21 protein-coding genes and 1 pseudogene are annotated in these 22,521 nt (G+C 60.4%); 11 read left to right on the forward strand and 11 right to left on the reverse strand.

Features of this window, described 5'->3' with window-relative positions; translation table 11 throughout:
- Positions 1–123 precede the first annotated feature (123 nt).
- Positions 124–765: a ribosome biogenesis GTP-binding protein YihA/YsxC gene (yihA, locus tag ACLD1Y_RS25725; RefSeq protein ID WP_010207832.1), complete on the reverse strand. Its 642-nt coding sequence runs from the start codon at positions 763–765 to the stop codon at positions 124–126.
- A gap of 192 nt (positions 766–957) precedes the next feature.
- Here yihA and ACLD1Y_RS25730 point away from each other — a divergent pair, with 192 nt between their 5' ends.
- The 6 genes from ACLD1Y_RS25730 to ACLD1Y_RS25755 all read left to right on the forward strand — a co-directional run bounded on the left by ACLD1Y_RS25730 (position 958) and on the right by ACLD1Y_RS25755 (position 6,522).
- Complete coding sequence (locus ACLD1Y_RS25730) at positions 958–1,260, forward strand: c-type cytochrome (RefSeq protein ID WP_429480566.1); 303 nt, start codon at positions 958–960, stop codon at positions 1,258–1,260.
- Positions 1,261–1,295: 35 nt separating this feature from the next.
- Positions 1,296–1,922, forward strand: a complete 627-nt coding sequence (locus ACLD1Y_RS25735; protein WP_429480567.1) for a c-type cytochrome — start codon at positions 1,296–1,298, stop codon at positions 1,920–1,922.
- Between the two features lie 168 nt (positions 1,923–2,090).
- On the forward strand, positions 2,091–2,726 hold the full coding sequence (gene dsbA, locus ACLD1Y_RS25740; RefSeq protein ID WP_429480568.1) for a thiol:disulfide interchange protein DsbA: 636 nt from the start codon (positions 2,091–2,093) through the stop codon (positions 2,724–2,726).
- Between the two features lie 10 nt (positions 2,727–2,736).
- The gene (locus tag ACLD1Y_RS25745) at positions 2,737–3,615 is read left to right on the forward strand and encodes an endonuclease/exonuclease/phosphatase family protein (RefSeq protein ID WP_429480569.1); all 879 of its coding nucleotides are present in this window, start codon (positions 2,737–2,739) and stop codon (positions 3,613–3,615) included.
- Positions 3,612–5,657: a diguanylate cyclase gene (locus ACLD1Y_RS25750; RefSeq protein ID WP_429480570.1), complete on the forward strand. Its 2,046-nt coding sequence runs from the start codon at positions 3,612–3,614 to the stop codon at positions 5,655–5,657. The genes ACLD1Y_RS25745 and ACLD1Y_RS25750 overlap by 4 nt, the downstream gene beginning before the upstream one ends.
- Positions 5,658–5,745: 88 nt before the next feature.
- Entirely contained in the window at positions 5,746–6,522 is a 777-nt protein-coding gene (locus ACLD1Y_RS25755) for an N-acetylmuramoyl-L-alanine amidase (RefSeq protein WP_429480571.1), read from the forward strand.
- On the opposite strand, the gene ACLD1Y_RS25760 is transcribed toward ACLD1Y_RS25755, so the two are convergent.
- Together ACLD1Y_RS25760 and algB are read right to left on the reverse strand one after the other, a co-directional pair.
- The gene (locus ACLD1Y_RS25760; protein WP_429480572.1) at positions 6,519–8,306 is read right to left on the reverse strand and encodes an ATP-binding protein; all 1,788 of its coding nucleotides are present in this window, start codon (positions 8,304–8,306) and stop codon (positions 6,519–6,521) included. The genes ACLD1Y_RS25755 and ACLD1Y_RS25760 overlap by 4 nt on opposite strands.
- A gap of 10 nt (positions 8,307–8,316) precedes the next feature.
- Entirely contained in the window at positions 8,317–9,663 is a 1,347-nt protein-coding gene (algB, locus tag ACLD1Y_RS25765; RefSeq protein ID WP_429480573.1) for a sigma-54-dependent response regulator transcription factor AlgB, read from the reverse strand.
- Positions 9,664–10,047: 384 nt separating this feature from the next.
- Here algB and ACLD1Y_RS25770 point away from each other — a divergent pair, with 384 nt between their 5' ends.
- From ACLD1Y_RS25770 to ACLD1Y_RS25790, 5 genes are all read left to right on the forward strand, one after another.
- Positions 10,048–10,332, forward strand: a complete 285-nt coding sequence (locus tag ACLD1Y_RS25770) for a hypothetical protein (RefSeq protein ID WP_429480574.1) — start codon at positions 10,048–10,050, stop codon at positions 10,330–10,332.
- Between the two features lie 79 nt (positions 10,333–10,411).
- Positions 10,412–10,576 (forward strand): DUF1328 domain-containing protein, encoded by a 165-nt coding sequence (locus tag ACLD1Y_RS25775; protein ID WP_003170804.1) that lies wholly within the window; start codon positions 10,412–10,414, stop codon positions 10,574–10,576.
- A gap of 2 nt (positions 10,577–10,578) precedes the next feature.
- Positions 10,579–11,046 (forward strand): inhibitor of vertebrate lysozyme family protein, encoded by a 468-nt coding sequence (locus ACLD1Y_RS25780; RefSeq protein ID WP_159961866.1) that lies wholly within the window; start codon positions 10,579–10,581, stop codon positions 11,044–11,046.
- A 728-nt stretch (positions 11,047–11,774) separates the two neighbouring features.
- Positions 11,775–13,106: a glutamate/aspartate:proton symporter GltP gene (gene gltP / locus ACLD1Y_RS25785; RefSeq protein ID WP_429480575.1), complete on the forward strand. Its 1,332-nt coding sequence runs from the start codon at positions 11,775–11,777 to the stop codon at positions 13,104–13,106.
- Between the two features lie 97 nt (positions 13,107–13,203).
- Complete coding sequence (locus ACLD1Y_RS25790; RefSeq protein WP_057006172.1) at positions 13,204–14,433, forward strand: nucleoside recognition domain-containing protein; 1,230 nt, start codon at positions 13,204–13,206, stop codon at positions 14,431–14,433.
- Positions 14,434–14,518: 85 nt separating this feature from the next.
- On the opposite strand, the pseudogene ACLD1Y_RS25795 reads toward ACLD1Y_RS25790, so the two are convergent.
- The 8 genes and pseudogenes from ACLD1Y_RS25795 to ACLD1Y_RS25830 all read right to left on the reverse strand — a co-directional run.
- Positions 14,519–14,689, reverse strand: a pseudogene (locus tag ACLD1Y_RS25795) (ABC-type transport auxiliary lipoprotein family protein); the annotation flags it as partial.
- A complete protein-coding gene (locus tag ACLD1Y_RS25800) occupies positions 14,680–15,291 on the reverse strand; it encodes an ABC-type transport auxiliary lipoprotein family protein (protein WP_429480576.1) in 612 nt (203 codons plus the stop codon). The gene ACLD1Y_RS25800 and the pseudogene ACLD1Y_RS25795, both read right to left, overlap by 10 nt.
- Positions 15,288–16,226 carry an MlaD family protein gene (locus ACLD1Y_RS25805; protein WP_429480577.1) on the reverse strand — a complete coding sequence of 313 codons (939 nt, stop codon included), beginning with the start codon at positions 16,224–16,226 and terminating at the stop codon, positions 15,288–15,290. Before ACLD1Y_RS25805 ends, ACLD1Y_RS25800 begins: the two co-directional genes overlap by 4 nt.
- A 1-nt stretch (position 16,227) precedes the next feature.
- Positions 16,228–17,031 (reverse strand): ABC transporter ATP-binding protein, encoded by an 804-nt coding sequence (locus tag ACLD1Y_RS25810; RefSeq protein ID WP_429480578.1) that lies wholly within the window; start codon positions 17,029–17,031, stop codon positions 16,228–16,230.
- The gene (locus ACLD1Y_RS25815; protein ID WP_429480579.1) at positions 17,028–18,176 is read right to left on the reverse strand and encodes an MlaE family lipid ABC transporter permease subunit; all 1,149 of its coding nucleotides are present in this window, start codon (positions 18,174–18,176) and stop codon (positions 17,028–17,030) included. The genes ACLD1Y_RS25810 and ACLD1Y_RS25815 overlap by 4 nt, the downstream gene beginning before the upstream one ends.
- A gap of 54 nt (positions 18,177–18,230) precedes the next feature.
- A complete protein-coding gene (locus tag ACLD1Y_RS25820; RefSeq protein WP_429480580.1) occupies positions 18,231–19,262 on the reverse strand; it encodes a DUF5924 family protein in 1,032 nt (343 codons plus the stop codon).
- 72 nt (positions 19,263–19,334) lie between these two features.
- Positions 19,335–20,717, reverse strand: a complete 1,383-nt coding sequence (locus ACLD1Y_RS25825; protein ID WP_429480581.1) for a M16 family metallopeptidase — start codon at positions 20,715–20,717, stop codon at positions 19,335–19,337.
- A gap of 57 nt (positions 20,718–20,774) precedes the next feature.
- Positions 20,775–22,433, reverse strand: a complete 1,659-nt coding sequence (locus tag ACLD1Y_RS25830; protein ID WP_429480582.1) for a Na/Pi cotransporter family protein — start codon at positions 22,431–22,433, stop codon at positions 20,775–20,777.
- Positions 22,434–22,521: the final 88 nt, after the last annotated feature.

Raw genomic sequence — 22,521 nt, forward strand, 5'->3', positions numbered from 1 at the left:
TTGTGTTAAGTGTTGGCAGATATCTGGACCCCGCCCTAGCGGTCCAGTACTTGAACCCCGAACTTCCCCTCCCCATAAGAAGTCCGGGGTTTTTTTTGCCTCCAAGAAAGTGAATCGCGAAAGTTATTCCGCGAGTTCCGCGCCCTTGTCTGCCAACTCCATCCATCCAGCCAGCACGGTGTAGGCCTCTTCCAGGCCCATGCGTTTCGGTGCCGAGAACAGCTGGATGGTGATCGCGTCGCCCCAACCTTTACGGATTTCGGACTGCACCTTGAGCAGCGTGTTCTTGGCTGCGCCGTAGGTGAGCTTGTCGGCCTTGGTCAGCAGGATATGCATCGGCATGCCGCTGGCGACGGCCCAGTCGAGCATCAACAGGTCGAAGTCGGTCATTGGATGACGGATGTCCATCATCAGAATCAAACCCTTCAAACTCTCGCGGCCACCCAGGTAAGCCTCAAGGTGACGCTGCCAGTGCAGCTTCAACGGGATAGGTACTTTCGCGTAACCGTAGCCCGGCAGGTCGACCAGACGCCGATCATCGTCTAGCTTGAAGAAATTGAGGAGTTGCGTGCGGCCCGGGGTTTTCGAGGTGCGTGCCAGGCTGGCATGGGTCAGGGTGTTCAGGGCGCTGGATTTACCGGCGTTGGAACGGCCGGCAAAGGCAACTTCAAAGCCTTCGTCATCGGGGCATTGGTCAACTTTGGCGGCGCTGAGCATAAACGTGGACTGTTGGCACAGGCCAAGGATGGGATTCTTGAGTTGCATGAGATTTCCGATGTGGGCGGTGCCGAGAAAGGGTGCGGCAAGCGGTGTCGTTTCCGTTTCAGTAGCGCCAGTATATAATGCCGCAGATTTTGTGTGTGTTTTGTCCCAGCGAAGGACGAAATTCACGGGAGCGAAAGACCTTTATTGCGCATTAGAACGCAAAACGCTCTCAAACCCTGAAATGGTCGACGTATGACCAGATGGTTGCTCGCTTTTGGTGTCCTGATTCCGCTTTACAGCGCTCAGGCTACACAGGATCCGGAAGCGCTGTACAACCGAGTTTGCGTGGCTTGCCATGCCGGCCAGTTGCCTAATGCCCCCAAGCGGGGTGACCAGGCAGCCTGGGCGCCAAGACTGGCGCAGGGCATGGACACGCTGGTGCTACACGTGACCCAGGGTTTCAAGGCAATGCCGCCGCGTGGTTTGTGCATGGACTGCAGTACTGAGGATTACCAGGCCGTCATTGAGTTGATGGTGAGTAAACCCGGTAGATAACTCTATAAACCCCTTAGCCGTAGTTGGATTAGCTGATGAACAAACTGATCGTGAGTCTGCTGTTGACCATGGGCATCACAGGCGCTGCCGTCGCTGCAGAGGGCCCCATCAAAGGTGATGCCACTGCCGGTCAAGCGAAAGCCGCCGTGTGTGGTGCCTGCCATGGGCCGGATGGTAATAGCCCGGCGCCTAACTTCCCCAAACTGGCCGGCCAGGGTGAACGTTACCTGACCAAGCAGATGCACGACATTAAGGATGGCAAGCGCACGGTACTGGAAATGACCGGCTTGCTGACCAACCTCGGCGATCAGGACCTGGCAGACATCGCGGCGTATTTTGCCAGCCGGAAAGGCAGTGTGGGAGCTGCTGATCCGAAATTGGTGGCCCGTGGCGAGAAACTGTTTCGTGGTGGCAACCTGGAGAAAGGCCTTCCTTCCTGCATTGGCTGCCATTCGCCAAATGGCGCCGGTATAGCTGCCGCCGGTTTCCCGCATCTTAGCGGCCAACACGCGACATACATCGCCAAACAGCTCACCGATTTCCGTAAGGAAGAGGCCGGGCGCAATAACGATGGCGATGCGATGATCATGCGTTCGATTGCGCGCAAGCTCAGTGATGAGGATATTGCAGCCCTCTCCAGCTACATTCAGGGCCTGCACTGAGCCTGCGGCTACGTTAACGCTCGATTAATCCATCGATGCAAGCATAAAAAGGGTGGCCTAGGCCGCCCTTTTTTGTGGCCGGTGCCGTTACACTAACGAACTCATGCCCGCGCAGACCTGTCACAACAAAGGTCGCGTGAGGCGACTTTATTTGTCCAGGAGTAAAGCATGCGTAATCTGATCCTCAGCGCCGCTCTCGTCACTGTCAGCCTCTTTGGCATGACCGCACAAGCTGCCGACGTGCCGCTTGAAGCCGGTAAAACCTATGTTGAATTGACTAACCCGGTTCCGGTTGCCGTGCCTGGCAAGATCGAAGTGGTGGAGCTGTTCTGGTACGGCTGCCCGCATTGCTACGCTTTTGAGCCGACCATCAACCCTTGGGTTGAAAAACTCCCTAAAGACGTGAACTTCAAGCGCATCCCCGCCATGTTCGGCGGCCCTTGGGATGCCCACGGCCAGCTGTTCCTGACCCTGGAAGCCATGGGCGTGGAACACAAGGTCCACAATGCCGTGTTCAATGCGATCCAGAAAGAAGGCAAGCGCCTGACCAAGCCGGACGAAATGGCTGACTTCGTGGCCACTCAAGGCGTGGACAAGGACAAGTTCCTGGCCACCTTTAACTCTTTCGCTATCCAGGGCCAGATCAAACAGGCCAAGGAACTGGCGCAGAAGTATGGCGTGCAAGGCGTACCGACCATGATCGTCAACGGTAAATACCGCTTTGACCTGGGCAGCACCGGTGGTCCAGAAGCGACCCTCAACGTGGCTGACCAGCTGATCGCCAAAGAGCGTGCAGCGAAGTAAGGGGCCTACCATGCGCCGCTGGGGTACCGAACGTGTCGTTGGCCTGCATGACCCGCAGGTCAACGAACATCACCTGGAATCCACAGGCCTGCCGGCTGACAGCCGCTTGCGCCTGCTGAGCTTCAATATCCAGGTGGGTATCAGTACCGAGAAGTACCGGCACTACCTCACCCGTGGCTGGCAGCACCTGCTGCCCCACAACGGGCGCGCGGGCAACCTGCAGAAAATCGGCAACCTGTTGAATGACTTCGACCTGGTTGCGCTGCAGGAAGCCGACGGCGGCAGCATGCGCTCCGGCTACATCAACCAGGTGGAACACCTGGCCCAGCTGGGCGCCTTTCCTTACTGGTACCAGCAGCTCAATCGCAACCTCGGGCGCCTGGCGCAGCACAGCAATGGCGTGCTCAGCCGCTTGAAACCCACCGTCATCGAAGATCACCCATTACCTGGCCCCAAGGGACGGGGAGCGATCCTTGTGCGCTTCGGCGAAGGCCCTGAGGCCTTGGTGGTGGTGATGATGCACCTGGCGCTGGGTGCCCGCACCCGCACTATGCAGTTGGCGTATATTCGCGAGCTGATTGGCAACTACAAACATCAGGTGCTGATGGGGGATATGAACACCCACGCCAGCGACCTGCTGCAGAATTCCCCGTTGCGCGATCTTGGGCTACTGGCGCCGCAGGCCGAAGCCACGTTTCCCAGCTGGCGCCCGCAACGCTGTCTTGACCATATCCTGCTCAGCCCCACTCTCACGCTTGAAAGCGTACAGGTGCTGGCGCAGCCCATTTCCGATCACCTGCCGGTCGCGGTAGAGATTCGTCTACCGGGTTCGCTCACGGCTGATGCATTGCCCGCGTTGAGCCCAGGCCCTCGCGGACCCCTTGCATGAGCGACGACGCCCAGCGCTGGAAAGAAAAATACCTCAAGAGTATCGAGCAACAAGAAAAGCTCGAACGCCGCTGGGCTGCGCGTCTCGACCTGCTGCGCCGAGGCTTGGTGCGCAGCACCCTGGCGGCCGAAGGCACCGACCGTGCGGTCGATCAGTGCATGAAGGAAATGCGCGACGTTGTGCGCTCCGACGATATGGACGCCGCCCTCGCCGCCTTGCTGCCGCGCCTGGAAAAGGCCGTGCTGGATTCGGAGCAGCGCCGCGAAACCAGGGTCGATCAGATCAGCACGGCCCTGACCTCATTGGTGGCGCAGTTGCAAAAGCTGCCACTGCCCCGCGAAGTGGCCCGGCCGCTGAAAACCTTCGCCAAACAATTGGACGGGCGCGTCAGTCAAGCCCGTGAAATCCCATTGTTGCTCAGTGAATTGAGCAGTTTGCAGGGCCAGGCACTGGATGGGCTGGAGCCGGACAGCGAAACCGCGCGCCCCGGGCCTGGGCTTCTGCAACGTTTATTTGGTACCAAGGAGGTAGCGAATGAGGCGGTGGCGAACGAGCCAGCCCCCAGCCCATCGCCACAAGCTGCTGTATCCAAGGCCGCTGCCGAGCCTCAGGCGCCTGAGCAATCCGAAGAACTGACCCAAGCACTGCGCGCGTTTGCGCCCCAGGCCCCGGAGCCGGTGGTTGTGCAGGCCGAGCCCGAAACACCCATCGAAGCGGGCAGCGAAACGTTTGTGTACGAGGCCCCTGCCCAGGCGGCACCTTCTCAAACGCCTGTAGCGCGTATCGAGCCCACGCTTTCGGATCCCGAAGCACAAGAGCCGGCCTCGGAAAGTGCCCTCGCCGCCTTTATCGAAGCCCCATCGGTCGACGTTGAGGCGCCGGAGGAAACGGTAATCGGCAGCCTGTCACTGCCGCCCGTGGTTGAAGTTGAAGATCCCGACGCCGATGAGCTCCAATCGGACGGCCCGTACGCTTTGCCGGATTCCCCAGAACCGTCCTACAGCTCCGTTGCCAAGCATATCGAAGACACCTTGCTTGGCCTGCTGGAAGAGTTGCCGTTGCCGGAACGCCACCGATCCCAGGCCGAAGCCATGCGCGAACGCCTGGCCCATGGCTTGAACTGGTACGAACTGCTACCAATCCTCGATGACCTGGCGGTGTTGATGCTGGCGATCACCGACAGTGGCCAGCATGAGTTCGAGGCGTACCTCAAGCAGCTCAATGAGCGGCTTGAAGCGTTCCAGGGCCATTTGCAGGTCGCCAGCGACGGTCATGCCGACAGCAGCACCGCGGCCCGCGAGCTGGACACCCAGATCCGCGAGCAGGTCGACGGCCTGCAAAGCAGCGTCCAGGACGCGGCCGACCTGGACAGCCTCAAGCACGTCCTGGAAAGCCATCTCGAAGGTTTGCTCGGCACCATGGACGAGCACCAGCAACAACGCGACCAGCGCGAGCAGGAAGTGGCGGCGCGCTTGAAAGGGTTGGCCGAGCGCGTGGCCAATATGGAGCAGGAGGCCCAAGGTTATCGCGAGCACTTGGAGGTGCAGCGCCAGAAGGCTCTGATCGATCCGCTGACGGGGTTGCCCAACCGTGCGGCCTGGAGCGAGCGCCTCGATTTCGAGGTCAATGCCTGGCTTCAACACGGCAACAGCCTGTCGCTGGCCATGTTGGACCTGGATCACTTCAAGCGCATCAATGACGGATACGGCCACCTGGCTGGCGACAAGGTGTTGAAAATCATCGCCAACGTACTGCGCAAGCGCTTACGCCCTACAGATTTCATCGCGCGTTTTGGCGGTGAAGAGTTTGTATTGCTGATGCCCAATTCCTCCCTGGCCGATGCCATGGCGGTGGGTAACGTGCTACGCGCGGCGATTGAGGCGTGCCCGTTTCACTTCAAGGGCGAGCCAGTGACGATCACGGTGTCCATGGGTGTGGCGCAGTTCCAGCCAGGAGAGCGCAGCGAGCTGGTGCTCAAGCGTGCCGACGCGGCGTTGTATCGGGCCAAGGCGGCGGGGCGCAACCAAGTGCAGGCGGCGTAAAAGATGTTCCATTTTGTAATTTGACCGTCGGGCCGCAGATGGTACGTTACACTGTTGCATTATCGTCTTCAGCGTAACGTCATCTGCCATGAAATTCCTGTCCTTTGCCTTTGTGTTTCTTCTGCTGGCGGGCTGCGCCAGCGGCCCTCGGCTGAACACCAGCCATCCTTCGGTGAACCACGACAACCGCGTGCAATTCGTGGTCGTCCACTACACCTCCACCAACCTTGAACGCTCACTGGCATTGCTCACCCATGGCCAGGTCAGCAGCCATTACCTGATCAGCGACGATGCCTCCGGCACCATCTACAAACTGGTGGACGAGAGCCAGCGCGCCTGGCACGCCGGTGAAAGCGAATGGATGGGCCGGACCTGGCTCAATTCCAGCTCCATTGGCATCGAGATCGTCAACCCGGGCTACCGCGACACGCCGACCGGCCGCGTGTGGTACCCGTACACCGAGCCGCAAGTGCAGTCGCTGGTGGTGTTGCTCAAGGACATCAGCAAGCGCAACGGCATCGACCCCAAGAACATCATTGGCCACAGCGATATCGCGCCGCTGCGCAAGTTGGACCCGGGCCCGTTGTTTCCCTGGAAGCGCCTGGCGGCTGAAGGGCTTGGCGTATGGCCCGATGCCCAGGCTGTTGCGCGCTTTCAGGTGCAGTACGCCAGCGAGTTGCCGAGCGTCAGTTGGTTCCAGCAAGAACTGGCCCGTCTGGGTTACCAGACGCCTCAGACCGGTGAGTTGGATGTCGCCACGCGCCATGTGATCGCGGCCTTCCAGATGCATTTCCGCCCGTCGCTGTATGACGGCAACCCGGATGCGGAAAGCGCCGCGATCCTGCGGGCGTTGAACCGAAGCTAAAGCGGCAGCGCCATGTAGAACTGAGTGCCCTGCCCTGGCCGCGAATACACGCCCATACGGCCGCCGTGCAATTGCACGATCTCCTTGCACAGCGCCAGCCCAAGGCCGGCGCCGCCCTTCTTGCGGCCCACTTGCACGAAGGGCTCAAAGATACGGCCCTGCTGCCCATAGGCGATACCTTCGCCATTGTCTTCGACGCTGATAATCACCCGTTCGCCATGGCGGCGCGCCTGCAAGCGAATTTGCCCGCCGTCGGCAGTGTGGCGCAAGGCATTGCCCAGCAGGTTATCGAGTACTCGCTCAAGCTGCGGCTGGTCGGCATACAACCGAGGCAGGTCGGATTGGGCTTCCACCAGCAGTTCGATATGTTGCGCATTGGCCGGTTCGGCGAATCGCGCACGGGCATGCTCTAGCAGATCGGTGACATCGCAGGGCCCCAGGGTGAGCTTCTGCAGACCGTTCTGGTAGCGCGAGAAGTTGAGCAGGTCGTTGATCAACTGCATCAGACGCTGCATTTCTTCATTGACCGTATCCAGCAAGTCCGCTTCACGGGACTCAGCCGGGAATTTCGCCCGTTCACGGAACAGGCCGAACGCCATGTGCATGCCAGTCACGGGGGTGCGCAACTCGTGGGAAGCGCGCAGTACAAATTCACTGCGCACCCGTTCGAAGGCGCGCTGTTCCGTGACGTCATGCAGCACCATCACGGCACCGAGGATATGCCCTTGGGTGTGGCTCACCGGCGTCAGGCTGTAGGTCAACAGGCGCAGCTCACCTTCGACTTCCACTTCAAGATCGTCGGGTGCCCGTTCCAGATTGCCGCCCCGCAACACCAGTTGCAGTTGTTCATCCAGTTCCGGGCGCATCAGCGCTTCGCCCAGGCCCTGCCCAAGACGTTCCTCGTCCCAGCCCAACTGGCGCTGTGCCACGGGGTTGAGGTGCTCCATGCGGCCTTGGCGATCAATCATCAGCAGGCCATCGTCGATGCTGTCGAGCACCGCTTGCAGGCGTTGTTGGCCGGCCAGCAGTTCATCGATATTGGTGGCCTGATGCTGACGCAGGGCCTCGGCCATGATGCCGAAGCGGCGGGTCAGTTGGTTCATTTCTGCCGCCGAGGAAATCGGCAGCGTCACTTCGAAGTCCCCCTGCCCGATCTTGTCTGCCGCCTTGGCCAGCGCCTCGATGGGCCCGCCAAAACGCCGGGCGATACCGTGGGCCGTGACAAACCCGATGATCAGCACCGCCAACCCCACCAGCCCCAGCAAACCGGCGATCAGCAGGGCGCGCTCGCGGGATGTGTGCTCGCTGTTACTGATGTTTTGCAAGGCCTGCTTGTGCTCGGTGATCAGGCCGTTGCGCAGCATGTTAAAGCTCTCGGTAAGCTTTTCCTTGCTGCCCGGTGGTGGTGAGGGCTGCTGAGACTCATCAAAAGCCTCCAGCAGATTCTGATAGTACCCTCGTGCCTGGCTGAACCCTGTTCCATTGCCGTCCCGCTGCTCGTGCGCAATGCCCTGGTCGAGCAGGTCGAAATAGCGTTGCTTCGAGGCTTGCAAGGCGTCTGGATCCGGGCGTTCCTCCAGCATCATGATCAACTGGTCGCCCAGGCTCTGGCGCAGCTTGAGTCCCAGGTCCAGGGTGATGAAGTTGCTGCGAATCAGCGACTCCTGGGTCTTGGCCATTTGCATGACACTCACCAAGCCCAGGATCAGTCCCAGCAGGGCGACGGTAATCAGCGCTGAGATACTCAGGAATAGCCGAGTGCGCAGTTTCATCGCTAACTTCATAGGGTGCAGCTCACAGGTTGTACTGTTTGCGTTTGCGGTACAGGGTCGACGCATCGATGCCGAGGGTTCGTGCCGCCTGGTCCAGGGTATCGGCGGTGGCCAGTACGGCGCCGATATGGGCCTTTTCCAACTCGTCCAGGCTCAGCGCCGCGCCAATGCGCGGGGCGTTGTGGGTGGGTTGCTCGGCCATGCCCAAGTGAGTGATTTCGACCTTTTCCTGGGGGCAAATGATGCTCGCCCGCTCCACTACGTTGCGCAGCTCACGGATATTGCCGGGCCAGCGATAGTTGAGCAGTGCTTCGCGTGCCTCATCGCTGAACCCTCGTGCTGGCCGCGCATACTCTTTAACGAAGCGTGCCAGGAAGCGATCGGCCAGGGTCAGGATGTCTTCGCTGCGTTCACGCAGCGGTGGCAGGTGCAAGGTGATCACGTTGAGGCGATACAGCAGGTCTTCACGGAAGCGACCATCGCGCACCATGTCTTCCAGGTTCAGGTTGGTGGCGGCGAGGATGCGCACATCGGCGCGACGGGTGACGGGGTCGCCCACGCGCTCGTATTCCTTGTCCTGGATAAAACGCAGCAACTTGGGTTGCAACGTGAGGGGAAAGTCGCCGATTTCATCCAAAAACAGCGTACCGCCGTCCGCCTGGTTAACCCGGCCCAAGGTGCTTTCGCTGGCACCGGTAAACGCGCCGCGGCTATGGCCGAACAGTTCGCTTTCCATCAGCTCTGCGGTCAGCGACGGGCAGTTGATGGTTACGCAGGATTTTTTCGAGCGCTTGCTCCAACCGTGAATGGCGCGGGCCAGTTCGCCCTTGCCGGTGCCGGACTCGCCGAGGATCAGGATGTTGGCATCGGTGCCCGCCACTTGGCGTGCAGTTTCCAGCACCACCATCATGGCCGGGCTGTGGGAGTCGAGGCCGTCTTTGGGTTGGCGCACTTCGCCTTCCAGCGCTTCCAGGCGTGCCGAGAGTTGGCGTACTTCCAGCTGTTTGGCGGTGGCCAGGCGCAACTGGTCAGGGCTGCAAGGTTTTACCAGGTAGTCGGCAGCGCCGGCCTGGATCGCATCCACGGCGGTATCCACCGCCGAGTGGGCGGTGACAATCACCACGCGCATCCACGGTGCCTGGATACGCATCTGCGCCAGCACGTCCAAGCCATTGTCTTCGCCCAGGCGAAGGTCGAGGAAGCACAGGTCAAACACCTGGCGCTGCATCAGGGCATCGGCCTGGGCGGCGCTGTTGGCGGTGGCTACGGTGTAGCCTTCATCTTCCAGGCAATAACGGAAGGTGCGGAGGATCGCGGATTCGTCATCCACTAAAAGAATGCGGCCTTGAAGTTCCTTGGCTGATTCCATCTGTCCCGCGCTCCTTAACTATGAATGATGGTGTTTAGTCCCGGAATAATCGGGCAAGTTGCATGGTTTATTCTGATCGATAAAAGGCAACGTCGTGCAGGTATCTGCATCACTTCCTACAAAGCCCCTGGCTGATGGCGTTTTCATGCCGTCTTGCCACTTCGGCAACGCTTCCCTCACGTTCGATCCCTTGATCCGACCGCTGGCCATCGTGCATTTCGCACGGCCATAGTGGGGGCATCGTGCAGGATGCTGTGCGCCCCGCTCAGCTTGAATACGTAACTAACTGATTTTATTGGGTTTTATTTTATAAAAAAGCTGGCATGCGCTCTGCAATATCTCTCTCAACCAATACGAATAATCAAAATGCGGGAGAACAGCAGCATGACTCGCCAAAGCCTCAGCCAACTGCGTGTATCGCCACTGCGCTTGCAACAAGGTCTGTTTGCCAGCTTGGCCCTGATGGTCACGTTGATTGCCGGCCAGCAGATGCAGCATGCGCAGCAGAGTCAGCAGCAAATCCCGCAATTTGAGCATCCGGTGATGACCCAGACCCATTTCCGTTCAATTGGCAGTGCTGCTGCCGATTCAACCGCCCCGCAATTGAGGGTTGCCGACCAGGAATCCACCCTGGGCGAGCTGCCCACCCAAGAGCGTTGGGTGTTCTAGGCAAAAAACGGTCACTTGTTGTTGAGTGGCTGCACGGCACTACCGCTGTTACCTCTATAGAAGCGTAAGGAGAATCACCATGTTGAGTTGGGCAATCACATTTCTGATCATCGCCATTGTGGCTGCAGTCCTGGGCTTCGGTGGTATCGCGGGCACCGCTACGGGGATCGCCAAGATTCTGTTTGTCGTCTTCCTGGTGATGTTCATTGCTTCGTTCTTCTTTGGTCGTCGCGGCCGAGGCTGAATATGACCTCCCTGTCCTTTAAAACCATGGCTGCCGCCCTGCTCTTGGGCGGTAGCGGCTTGGTGATGGCCGCCAATGACGGCCAATCCCGGGCCAACCAATTGCTCAGCGCGGACCCGCAATACCGCGAGACCTGGCAAGGCGTGGTGAAGAAAGAAGAGCGCCTGCCGGAATGGGTGATGAACCTGTCGGGCACGGCTGAACAAATGAACGCCGTCGAAGAAGACGGTGACAAGTACTTGGTGGGTCCGCTGTGCGAGACCGCCGATACGTGTCTGAATAAGCGCCTGATCGTTGCCTTTAGCCTCGATAAGGAAGATGCCTACGCCATGTTGGTTGAAGTCCCAGCCGGTCTGCCGGCAGACAAGTCTCCGACGCGGCACGCCGATTACCGTTTTATCGGTAAGCCGGATGAAGGCATGCAGAAGCTGCTGATGGAGCAGCTAAAGAAAGATCCGAATTGGTACTAGGCTGCGTCCGACGACAGTGTCGTCTACGAAGCCAGCGTCCATAGAGAGAAGCTCCTCGCTTCTTTCCGTTTGCACCGCTCGCCAAGGGGGGTGCATGACCAGGGGGCCGGGTTGCTCTGATCAATTGGGATCGGCGTGACCTACGGGCACAAGGAGTGCCTGCGCAAGGGCCGGGTCAGGTGAAAAGCTGCGACGCAGGTTCACAAGCGCTTGGCTTGCTGAACTTGCGGCGGGCTTATGGCACTGGTTTCCCGCCTCTCATACCGCTCATAGCCGCAAATCTCACTTTTGCTCTTCCCGAACCATTTCTTGGTGTGTCGGGGTGACCATCTATCGAGAAAATTTTGCCTGCGCTATAGGACATTTCTGACACAGAGCAACAGTAATCCCAGGCATTTACGCCAACCCTTCCCAGACGTCCTGATTCTCTGAGCGAGCCGGGTTTTGCAGGTTCACGGCATATTTGCCGGACAATATGTCGCATTTGAACTGACCGTTCGGACAGTTATTATGAAAAAAACCCATGCCGATTCGGCATAGGGTAGGCGTTTACGGCATTAGACGTCGTCCTCTTGCATCGGAATAGTTGCGCCTTTTTTCGCCTGCCAGTAAGCCATTTCGGCCACGCTGCGGCGACCTTCCATGGAGGCAGATGCACACACTTTTTCGCTCTCGAGCGTTGCAGCTGGCGCATTTGCCATACGTCCACTTGAAGTAAGGGTAATGACATGAAGAAGGCAAAGCTAAGCCTCGCCTGGCAGATCCTCATCGGTTTGGTGCTGGGGATCGCAATCGGTGCAGTGCTCAACCATTTCAGTGCTGAAAAGGCCTGGTGGATCAGCAATGTGTTGCAGCCAGCGGGCGATATCTTTATCCGCCTGATCAAAATGATCGTGATCCCGATTGTGATCTCCTCGCTGATCGTCGGCATTGCCGGTGTCGGTGATGCGAAGAAGCTCGGGCGCATCGGCGTCAAAACCATCCTTTACTTCGAAATCGTCACCACCATCGCCATCGTGGTCGGCCTGTTGTTGGCCAACCTGTTCCATCCGGGCGCCGGCATCGACATGAGTACCCTGGGTACCGTCGATATCTCCAAGTACACCGCCACTGCCGCCGAAGTGCAGCATGAGCATGCGTTTATCCAGACCATCCTCAACCTGATCCCGTCGAACATCTTTGCTGCGGTTGCCCGTGGCGAAATGCTGCCGATCATCTTCTTCTCGGTGCTGTTCGGCCTGGGCCTGTCGAGCCTCAAGCCTGAGCTGCGCGAGCCGCTGGTGACGATGTTCCAGGGCGTGTCCGAGAGCATGTTCAAAGTCACCCACATGATCATGAAGTACGCCCCGATCGGCGTATTTGCACTGATCGCGGTGACCGTGGCCAACTTCGGCTTTGCCTCCCTGCTGCCACTGGCCAAGTTGGTGATCCTGGTTTACGTCGCCATCCTGTTCTTCGCGTTTGTGGTCTTGGGCCTGATCGCCCGCCTGTTCGGCTTCTCGGTGATCAAGCTGATGCGCATCTTCAAGGATGAGCTGGTACTGGCCTACTCCACCGCCAGTTCCGAAACCGTGCTGCCGCGTGTGATCGAGAAAATGGAAGCCTACGGCGCGCCGAAGGCCATCTGCAGCTTCGTGGTACCCACCGGTTATTCGTTCAACCTTGACGGTTCGACCCTGTACCAGAGCATCGCGGCGATCTTTATCGCCCAGCTGTATGGCATCGACCTGTCGGTTGGCCAGCAACTGATGCTGGTCCTGACCCTGATGGTCACCTCCAAAGGTATCGCCGGCGTGCCGGGTGTGTCCTTCGTGGTGTTGCTGGCCACCCTGGGCAGCGTGGGTATCCCGCTGGAAGGCCTGGCGTTCATCGCCGGTGTCGACCGCATCATGGACATGGCGCGTACCGCCCTGAACGTGATCGGCAACGCCCTGGCCGTGCTGGTTATCGCCCGTTGGGAAGGCATGTACGACGACGCCAAGGGCGAGCGCTACTGGAACTCCCTGCCGCACTGGCGCAGCAAAGATGCCGTGCCAGCTGCACAAGCCACTCGTAGCTGATAGCTCGACTGCGTTGAGACAAACCCCGGGAAATCCGGGGTTTGTCGTTTCTGCCAGCCCCGCTATCATTCGCCCCATCTTTCGGGGGATTTAACTGATGCTCAATGGCCTGTGGCTTGGCTTCTTTGTTGTGGCAATGGTGTCAGCACTGGCGCAATGGCTTGTTGGCGGTAACGCCGGGATATTTGCGGCAATGGTCGAAAGCATTTTCGCCATGGCCAAACTCTCGGTGGAAGTGATGGTGCTGCTGTTTGGCACCCTGACCTTATGGCTGGGCTTTTTGCGCATCGCCGAAAAAGCCGGGATCGTCGATTGGCTGGCCAAGGCCCTCGGCCCGCTGTTCCGGCGCTTGATGCCGGAAGTACCCGCCGGCCATCCCGCCATCGGTTTGATCACCCTCAACTTCGCCGCCAATGGCCTGGGCCTGGACAACGCGGCCACGCCCATCGGCTTGAAGGCGATGAAGGCGTTGCAGGAACTCAATCCCATCCCCAACACCGCCAGTAACGCGCAGATCCTGTTCCTGGTGCTTAACGCATCTTCGCTAACGCTATTGCCGGTGACGATCTTTATGTACCGCGCCCAGCAAGGTGCGGCCGACCCGACGCTGGTGTTCCTGCCGATCCTGCTGGCCACCAGTGCTTCGACATTGGTGGGCCTGCTGTCGGTGGCGGTTATGCAGCGCCTGCGGTTGTGGGACCCGGTGGTGCTGGCCTACCTGATTCCTGGCGCGCTGGTGCTGGGTGGCTTTATGGCGTTGTTGGCAACTTTGTCCGCCACGGCGTTGGCCGGTCTGTCGTCGATCCTCGGCAACCTGACGCTGTTTGGCCTGATCATGTTGTTCCTGCTGATCGGCGCGTTGCGCAAGGTGAAGGTCTACGAGGCGTTTGTCGAAGGCGCCAAGGAAGGCTTCGACGTGGCCAAGAACCTGCTGCCGTACCTGGTGGCGATGTTGTGTGCCGTCGGTGTGTTGCGTGCTTCGGGCGCGCTGGACTTTGGCCTTGAAGGCATCCGTCATCTGGTGGCCTGGACCGGCATGGACACGCGCTTTGTCGATGCCTTGCCCACAGCGATGGTCAAGCCGTTCTCCGGCAGCGCCGCGCGGGCGATGCTGATCGAGACCATGCAAACCCAGGGGGTGGACAGCTTCCCGGCGCTGGTGGCAGCGACGATTCAGGGCAGTACGGAAACCACCTTTTATGTGTTGGCGGTGTACTTTGGCTCGGTGGGGATTCAGCGGGCCAGGCATGCTGTTGGGTGTGCGTTGTTGGCGGAGTTTGCGGGTGTGGTTGCGGCGATTGCGGTGTGCTACTGGTTCTTTGGCTGAGGCCTGAACCTTGTGGCGAGGGAGCTTGCTCCCGCTGGGCCGCGTAGCGGCCCCCACAAGGTCTCACAAGTGTGTCAGGTAAAACTCACTGGCCGGATTTGGGGCTGCTACGCAGCCCAGCGGGAGCAAGCTCCCTCGCCACACGCGCTGTATTACCCTGCTGCACCACCCAATCCACCACCTGTTTATTCAACAGATCCCCCGCCGCTCCAAACCCAGCCACCACCGCCGGCACCTTGGTGTCGCTCACTGGCTGGTGCANGTATTACCCTGCTGCACCACCCAATCCACCACCTGTTTATTCAACAGATCCCCCGCCGCTCCAAACCCAGCCACCACCGCCGGCACCTTGGTGTCGCTCACTGGCTGGTGCACTTCAAACCGTCGGCTGGCAATAATTCGCTGATCACTGCCGCGCACCAGCCGCGCATCGAGACGGATCACCACCTCCACTGCGCTGCCACGGTATTCGCTCTGGAACGCCTGCAACTGCCCACCCAGCTCATAGTCGGCCTGCAGATTGGTCTCGTCGGTGCTCAACAACGTCACCCGGCCATCACGCTGGAAGCCATCCATAAAACGGTTACGCAGCAGCACCGGCGACGGATCGCTCCAGCGCGAATTGGCGTAGCTACTGATCAAGTCGCCATTGGGCACCACGGCAATACGCGGGCTGTCGAGGAATTCGCTGGTCTGGGGCTTGGTCACCCGCAGCGACCAGCTTACCGGTGCACCTTGGGCGGTCGCCGGGGCCGCAGCCAGGCGGTACACGTCCGAAGGGTCCGGCTTGGGCAGGATCGAGCAGGCGCTGACGAGGGCCAAGGCCACTGGGATGATCAGTTGATAAGCACGCTTCATGGCGTGAACTCCTTGTTCTTGTCGCTGCCCAGCAGGTAACCGCTGGGGTTGGCTTCCAGGCGACGGGAGATGGCGCGCAGCGAACCCAGGGTCTCGCGCAGTTCGCGCACGGCCGGCGCCAGTTCGTTGAGGCCCTGCATGCCGCTATTCACCGAGTCCTTGTTGTCGGTCAGCAAGGTGTTGATGGTGGCGGTGCTTTTTTCGAGGGATTTCATCGCTTGTTCGGCGCTGCTGAAGGCCTGTTTGCCTTGATCGTTCAGCAAGCCATTGGCGTTTCGCATCAGCACGGTGGTTTGTTCAAGGGCGCCGCTGGCCTGTTTGCTCACCTGCATCAGTTGCTGCAACACCACCTTGATGTCGCCGCGCTGGTCGGCGATGGCGCCGGTGGTTTGTTGCAGGTTGTCGAGGGTATTGGTCAGGCGTTCGACGTTTTCCCGGGAGAACAAGGCATTGGCGTTATGCAGCAGCAGGTTGATGCTGCTCATCAGGTCGTTGCTGTTGTTGAGCAGGCGCGCGATGGGTGACGGCGAGGCGATGATCTCCGGCAGGTTGCCGTCCTTGCCCTTGAGTTCTGGGCTTTGTGGCGTGCCGCCGCTGAGCTGGATGATCGAGGTGCCGGTGATACCGGTCAGCGCGAGCTTGGCCTGGGTGTCTTCCTTGATCGGTGTCTGCCCGGCCAGGCGGATGCGTGCCAGTACACGGCGCGGGTCTTTGGGGTCCAGGCGCAGGCTGATCACGTCACCCACCTTGATCCCGCTGTACTGCACAGCGCTGCCCTGGGACAGGCCGCTGACCGCCTCGTTGAACACCACTTCGTAATCCTGGAAGGCGCTGTCGATGCTGGACTTGGCCAGCCACAGGCCAAACAGCATCGCGCCGACCACTACGATCACGCTGAACAGACCGATCATCACATGATGGGCTCGGGTTTCCATGTCATACCTCGTTGAGCGGTTGAGCGGCATCCAATGCCGCGCGGCCCCGGGGGCCGTGGAAATATTCGTGAATCCAGGCGTCGTCGGTTTCCGAGACGACATCGATGGCATCGGCCACCAGTACCTTTTTCTGCGCCAGCACCGCCACGCGGTCGGTGATGGTGTACAGCGTGTCCAGGTCGTGGGTGACCAGGAACACGCTCAGGCCCAGTGCATCACGCAGGGTCAGGATCAGTTGGTCAAACTGCGCCGCGCCAATCGGGTCGAGGCCGGCGGTGGGTTCGTCGAGAAACAGGATGTCCGGGTCCAGGGCCAGGGCGCGGGCCAGGGCGGCGCGTTTGATCATGCCGCCGGACAGTGACGCCGGGTACTTGTCGGCGGCCGATAGTGGCAACCCTGCCAGGGCCAGCTTGACCGCGGCCAAATGCTCGGCATCGCGGCGGCTAAGGCCTGCATGCTCGATCAGCGGCAGCGCGACGTTCTCGGTCACCGTCAGCGACGAAAACAGCGCGCCCTTCTGGAACAGCACGCCAAAGCGCCGTTCCACCAAGGACCGCTCATGTTCCGGCAGGCTGGGCAGGTTCTTGCCAAACACCCGCACCTCACCTTCGCTGGGCCGGCGCAGGCCGACAATGCTGCGCAGCAGCACCGACTTGCCGCTGCCTGACCCGCCAACCACTGCGAGGATCTCGCCTTTGTACAAATCCAGGTCGAGGTTCTCGTGCACGCTCTGCCTGCCAAAGCGATTGCACAGCCCGCGCACTTCAATCACCGCCTCAGTGGGCGCTCGGTGTAGACGACTCACCAGCCCATCTCCATGAAGAACAGCGCGGCGACCGCGTCCAGCACGATCACCACAAAGATCGATTGCACCACGCTGGAAGTGGTGTGGGCGCCGACCGACTCAGCACTGCCGCTGACCTTGAAGCCCTCCAGGCAGCCAATCGCCGCGATCAGGAAGGCGAAGATCGGTGCTTTCACCATGCCCACCAAGAAATGCTGCACGCCGATATCGGACTTGAGCAGCGACAGAAACATCGCCGGCGAAATATCCAACGCCACGGCACACACCACGCCACCGCCGACGATGCCCGAAAGCATCGCCAAAAACGTCAGCATTGGCAGCGACACCAGCAGCGCCAGCACGCGGGGCAATACCAGCAACTCCATCGGGTCCAGGCCCAAGGTGCGGATGGCGTCGATTTCCTCGTTGGCCTTCATCGAGCCGATCTGTGCGGTAAACGCGCTGGCGGTGCGGCCGGCGATCAGGATCGCGGTGAGCAACACGCCGAATTCCCGTAGGAAAGAGAACGCCACCAAGTCCACGGTGAAAATCGTCGCGCCAAAGCTCTTGAGCACCGTGGCGCCGAGGAAGGCCACGACTGCGCCCACCAGAAAGGTGAGCAAGGCCACGATGGGCGCGGCGTCGAGGCCGGTCTGTTCGATATGCGCAACCATCGGCGTGATGCGCCAGCGCTTAGGCCGGAAGATCCCGCGGGCGAAGGTTTCCAGGATCAGGCCGATGAAACCCAACAGCTGCTTGCTATCGATCCAGACCTTGTCCACTGCCCGGCCGATACGCGCCAGCACCTGGATGCCGGTGGCTTCTTCCGGCGCTTTGTCGGGTACGCAGAAATCGTTGAGGGAGCGGTAGACGGTCTTGAGCAGTGCACGGTCTGCCGTGGACAGGCTGCAATCGGACTGTTCGGCAGATTGTTCGATGCGCGTCGGCCCCAGCAACTCCACCAGCAGCGATGCGCCGGCAGTGTCCAGCGCGCCGAGGCCGTTGAGGTCGATGCGCGCACCGGCGTCGTATTGGCCGTCGAGTTTGTCCGAGAGCTTTTTCAGGTTTGCGTAGTGGGCAAGCGTCCAGTCCCCCGTAACCCTGAGTAACGGCGGAGTGGTGGACGTATCGAGGTGGGCGGCGCCGGCCGTGGTACTACTGGTCATAAGCTCCGAGCTTGTATGGCTATCCACAATTCCTACGTAATAGCACGAACCTGCCTACTTTGGGTTGTCCGTTTGTGCTGTGTCGGTGACTTTGAAGCGCAGTACGCCGATCACTTGGCCGTCTTCGGTCAACACCTGCACCTGCCAACGGCCAGTCGCGTCGGCCGGGAAGTTCTGCTTGTGGGTCCAGGCGCGGTAGCCTTCCTTGCGCCCGCCGTGGATATCCAGGGCGATGCGGTCGACCTCTTTGCCGTTGAATTTCCACACGTGGTAAATCCGCTCATCCAGCCCGCGTGGTGCGTTGATCGCGGTGTAGGCGTACAGCCCGGTGCTGCGAAGCTGGGCGGCGTTGACTTCCTTGAGGTCGTCGCCGGGCGTGCGGTCTTGCAGCTGGGTGCTGATGGCCACTTCGGTCATCCACAGCGTGGCCGGTGGCACCCAACTGCGCAGGAACCAACCCGCGCAGCCGATGGCGGCGGTGACTCCGAGCAACATCGCCCAGCCTTTGACGCTGCGCAGGGGCAGGCTCACTGCCAGGCTTGGGATCGACAGCACCATGGCCACGCCAAGGGCCAGTTTGTAACTCTGGGCGGTGGTCAGGTGCAGGATGATCGGCAGCGCGGTCAGCAGTGCGGCGAACAGGGTCAGGGTGTGCAACGCGAGGAACAATGAGCGCTTGGGCGCCAGCCACTTGTAGTACAGCGGGTCGGTGATCGACACCAATGCGGCCGCACCCAGCAGGCCGGTGAAAACCGATTGGCCGCTGTTCCAGGCGGTGGTGACGAAAAAGAACGGCAACACAAAAAATAGACTTTCCTGGTGGATCATCTGAGTCGCGTAGCGCAGCAGCGGTTCGGGGATTTCCCGCTTGAAGACCTTGGTGAACAACTGGGTAAAGCTGTTTTCCAGCATCAGCCACAACCAGCTCACCAGCATGATCACCGCGATCCAGCTGGCCATGCCTTGCTGGCGGTCCACCAGGATGAAGCTGCACACACCCGAGATAAAGCCGCCGAGTGCAATCACCCCTGGGTAGCGCTTCATCAGTTCGAGGATGCGCGTGATTAAGTGGGTCAGGTTTGGCATTCGGCGGTTCGCAGTCTTTGTAGGAAAAAATCCCAGACAGAATAACGCCTTAGCCGTGAGTCCGGTGCCCGATTACGCGATCCGTTTGCGATAAGCCCGTACGCCGATCAACACAACCGCAATCAACCCGAGCACACCGGCGCCGATCCAACTGAGGGCGTCGTAGCTCAGCCATGGTTTCTCGATGCGCCAATAGCCCGGTTGCTTGAATACCTGGCGCATGGCCTGGTTGGTCTGGTCCAGGCTTACCGCCTTGATACGCTTGGCCGGATCGCTGAAATGACCGTTGTCGTAGTCGCCCGAGGCGCTCCAGTAGTAATCGGCCAGTGCGCTGTTGCCCTGCACCGCCCAGGCCTGGCGGGCGATGGCGGCTTGTTGCAGGCGGGCGAACACGGCGGGGTCCAGGCCATTCTTGAGCAAATGTGCTTGCAGGTCTTGCAGCACCTGCTTGGCTTCGGGGAGGTTTTCCCGCTCCAGGTCGGCGTTGAGGCTTAGGAAGCCAACGCCGCCGAGCACTTCACGTTCACTCCAGGGGCCGTAGGACAGCGCGTGCTTGAGCCGCAGCTGGCGGTACAGCGCCCAGTCGAGGTAGTCCTTGAGCAAGTCGTAGGTTTCATCGTGCTGGTCATCCAACATCGGTTCGGGGAACAGCCAGTGCAGTTTGGCACTGTCGCCTACCCAGCCGTGGATCAGTTCGCGATGGCTGGCGGCGGCGTGCTGGATTTGCGGCAATGCTGGATGTTCGGTGGGGTCGATTGGGTCGAGTTGGCCGTAGGTTCGCTCCAGGTAGGCCGGCAGCAGCTTGTCGAGGTCGCCGACGATGATCAGGGTCATGTTGTTGGGGGCGTACCAGTGTTTGCGCAGGTCTTCCAGTTGCTGGCGGGTCAGTGGGCCGACTTCGGCGCGTTCGGCGCATTTGAGCCCCAATTCGACGGCCAGTTGATTGCTGGCGGTGTGGCCCAGGTCCTGGCGGTCCAACAGGCGTTGCAGGTGCGAGTAATGGCCGCCGTCTTCGCGTTCCACCACCTGCTTGGCGGCGGCGATGTTGGCGTCACTCAGTTCGGTACGGGTGATGATCGCCAGCAGCAGGTCCAGCACCTTGCGCTGGTTTTGCGCGGGGGCTTCGATCACGAAGGTGGTGTCGGCATTGCTGGTGTAGGCGTTCCACTCGCCGCCCAGGGCCTGCATGCGGTCTTCGAGGTCGCCTTCGCCGCCGCCGTCGATGCCGCTGAATAGCAAGTGTTCCAGCAGGTGCGGCAGCTCCTTTTCTTCACACGGGAAGTCGTCCAGGCCGACGCCGACCACCAGGCGGATTGCCACATGCCCGCGTTCGGTGCCCGGTTTGAGCAGCAATTGCAGGCCGTTGGGCAAGGTGTAGCCCTCGACTTGCAGGCGGTCAAAGGCGAAGGCGTGGGCAGAACCCATGAGCAGGCAGGCGAATAACAGGCGACGCATAACTGGCTTCCTGGCGAGTGAGGTCAGTGTTAACTGACTTCACGGGCCATCGTACGTTCAGGGCGAATGCGTGATGTCGGCAATATCTTCGGCGGAGAGCGCGCCGGTGTCGGACGTTTCCAACACTACATAAGCGCTGCTGCAAAACAACGAGTTGAGACGTTTCATGTCGGCAATCAGCTCCAGGTGCAGGGAGCTGGTCTCCAGGCTTTGTACGATCTTGCGCTGCAAGCGGCTGACGTGGGCGTGGGCCAAGCGGCGTTCCTGGGCGCGGAAGCGACGTTTCTCACGCAGCAATTGGCGGGCGCTTTCCGGGTCAGCGCTGAGGAATACCGACAGCCCCAGGCGCAGGTTGGCGATTAATTGGCTGTGCAGGCCGCTGAGTTCTTCCAGGCCAACTTCGGAGAACTGGCGGCGCTGGGAGGTTTTTTGCTGTTGGACCTTGCGCAGCATGCGTTCGATCAGGTCGCCGGCGAGCTTGAGGTTGATCGACAGCTCAATGATCTCGGCCCAGCGGCGGCTGTCTTGCTCGCTGAGGTCTTCGCGGGGCATTTGCGCCAGATAGAGTTTGATCGCGCTGTACAGGGCTTCGACGTCATCGCTGAGACTGCGCATTTCCTGGGTGATGGCGGTTTGTTTACCGCGCAGTACCTCTTGCATCGAGGTCAGCATATTGTCGATCAGGTCGCCCAGGCGCAGGGTTTCCCGGGCGGCGTTGGCCAAGGCCAGGCTCGGGGTGCTGAGGGCGGTCGGGTCCAGGTGGCGTGGCTTGGCCTTGCCGTTGGCCTCGGGTTGCTCGGGCAGCAACCAGGCGCACAGGCGCGCCATCGGGCCGATGGTGGGCAGCAGGATCAGGCAGCGGCTGACGTTGTAGAGCAGGTGAAAGGTGATGACCATGCCTTGGGTGTTGTAGTCCAGGCCGTCCATCCAGCGTACGAGAGGGTCGAGCACTGGGATGATCAGCAACAGGCCGATCAGCTTGTACAGCAGGCTGCCCAAGGCAACCTGGCGCCCAGCGGCGTTCTGCATATTGGTGCTGAGGAAGGCCAGCACGCCGCTGCCGATGTTGGCGCCGATCACCAGGCCGATGGCCACGTGCAAGCCGATCACGCCAGCACCGGCCAGGGTGGCGGTGAGTAGTACGGCGGCGAGACTGGAGTAGGAAATCATCGCGAACAATGCGCCGACCAGGGCGTCCAGCAGAATGTCGCCGGTCAGCGAAGCGAAGATGACTTTGACGCCTTGGGCGTGGGTAATCGGGCCGGCGGCTTCGACGATCAATTGCAACGCCAGAATGATCAGGCCCAGGCCGATCCCCACACGGCCCATCTGCCCCGCCCGTGTCTGTTTGCGCGATAAAAAGAAGATCACCCCGAGAAAAATCAGCAGCGGCGACAGCCACGACAAGTCAAACGTCAGCACCCGCGCCATCAAGGCCGTACCGACGTCGGCACCGAGCATAGTGGCCAGGGCAGTCATCAGCCCCATCAGGCCTTGGCCGACAAAGGAGGTGACCAGCATCGCCGTCGCGTTGCTGCTCTGCACCATGGCCGTCACCAGGATACCGGCGATAAACGCCAGCCAGCGCTTGGACATGTTCTGCCCGATGACTTGGCGCAAGTTGGAACCGTAGACCCGCAGGATGCCGGTACGGACGATGTGCGTGCCCCAGATAAGCAGGGTCACGGCGGAAAGCAGATTGAGCAAGGTCAGCATGCTCGGCCCCCCGTGTGGGTGCGCTCCAAAGGGAGCGTAGGAAGTTTGCCGCGTGCCGTTCTACGTCTTGTACTTAAGCTGTAGTTGG

Origin of the sequence: Pseudomonas sp. 18175, assembly GCF_050432925.1 — a bacterium.
In the GTDB taxonomy this organism is placed as follows: domain Bacteria; phylum Pseudomonadota; class Gammaproteobacteria; order Pseudomonadales; family Pseudomonadaceae; genus Aquipseudomonas.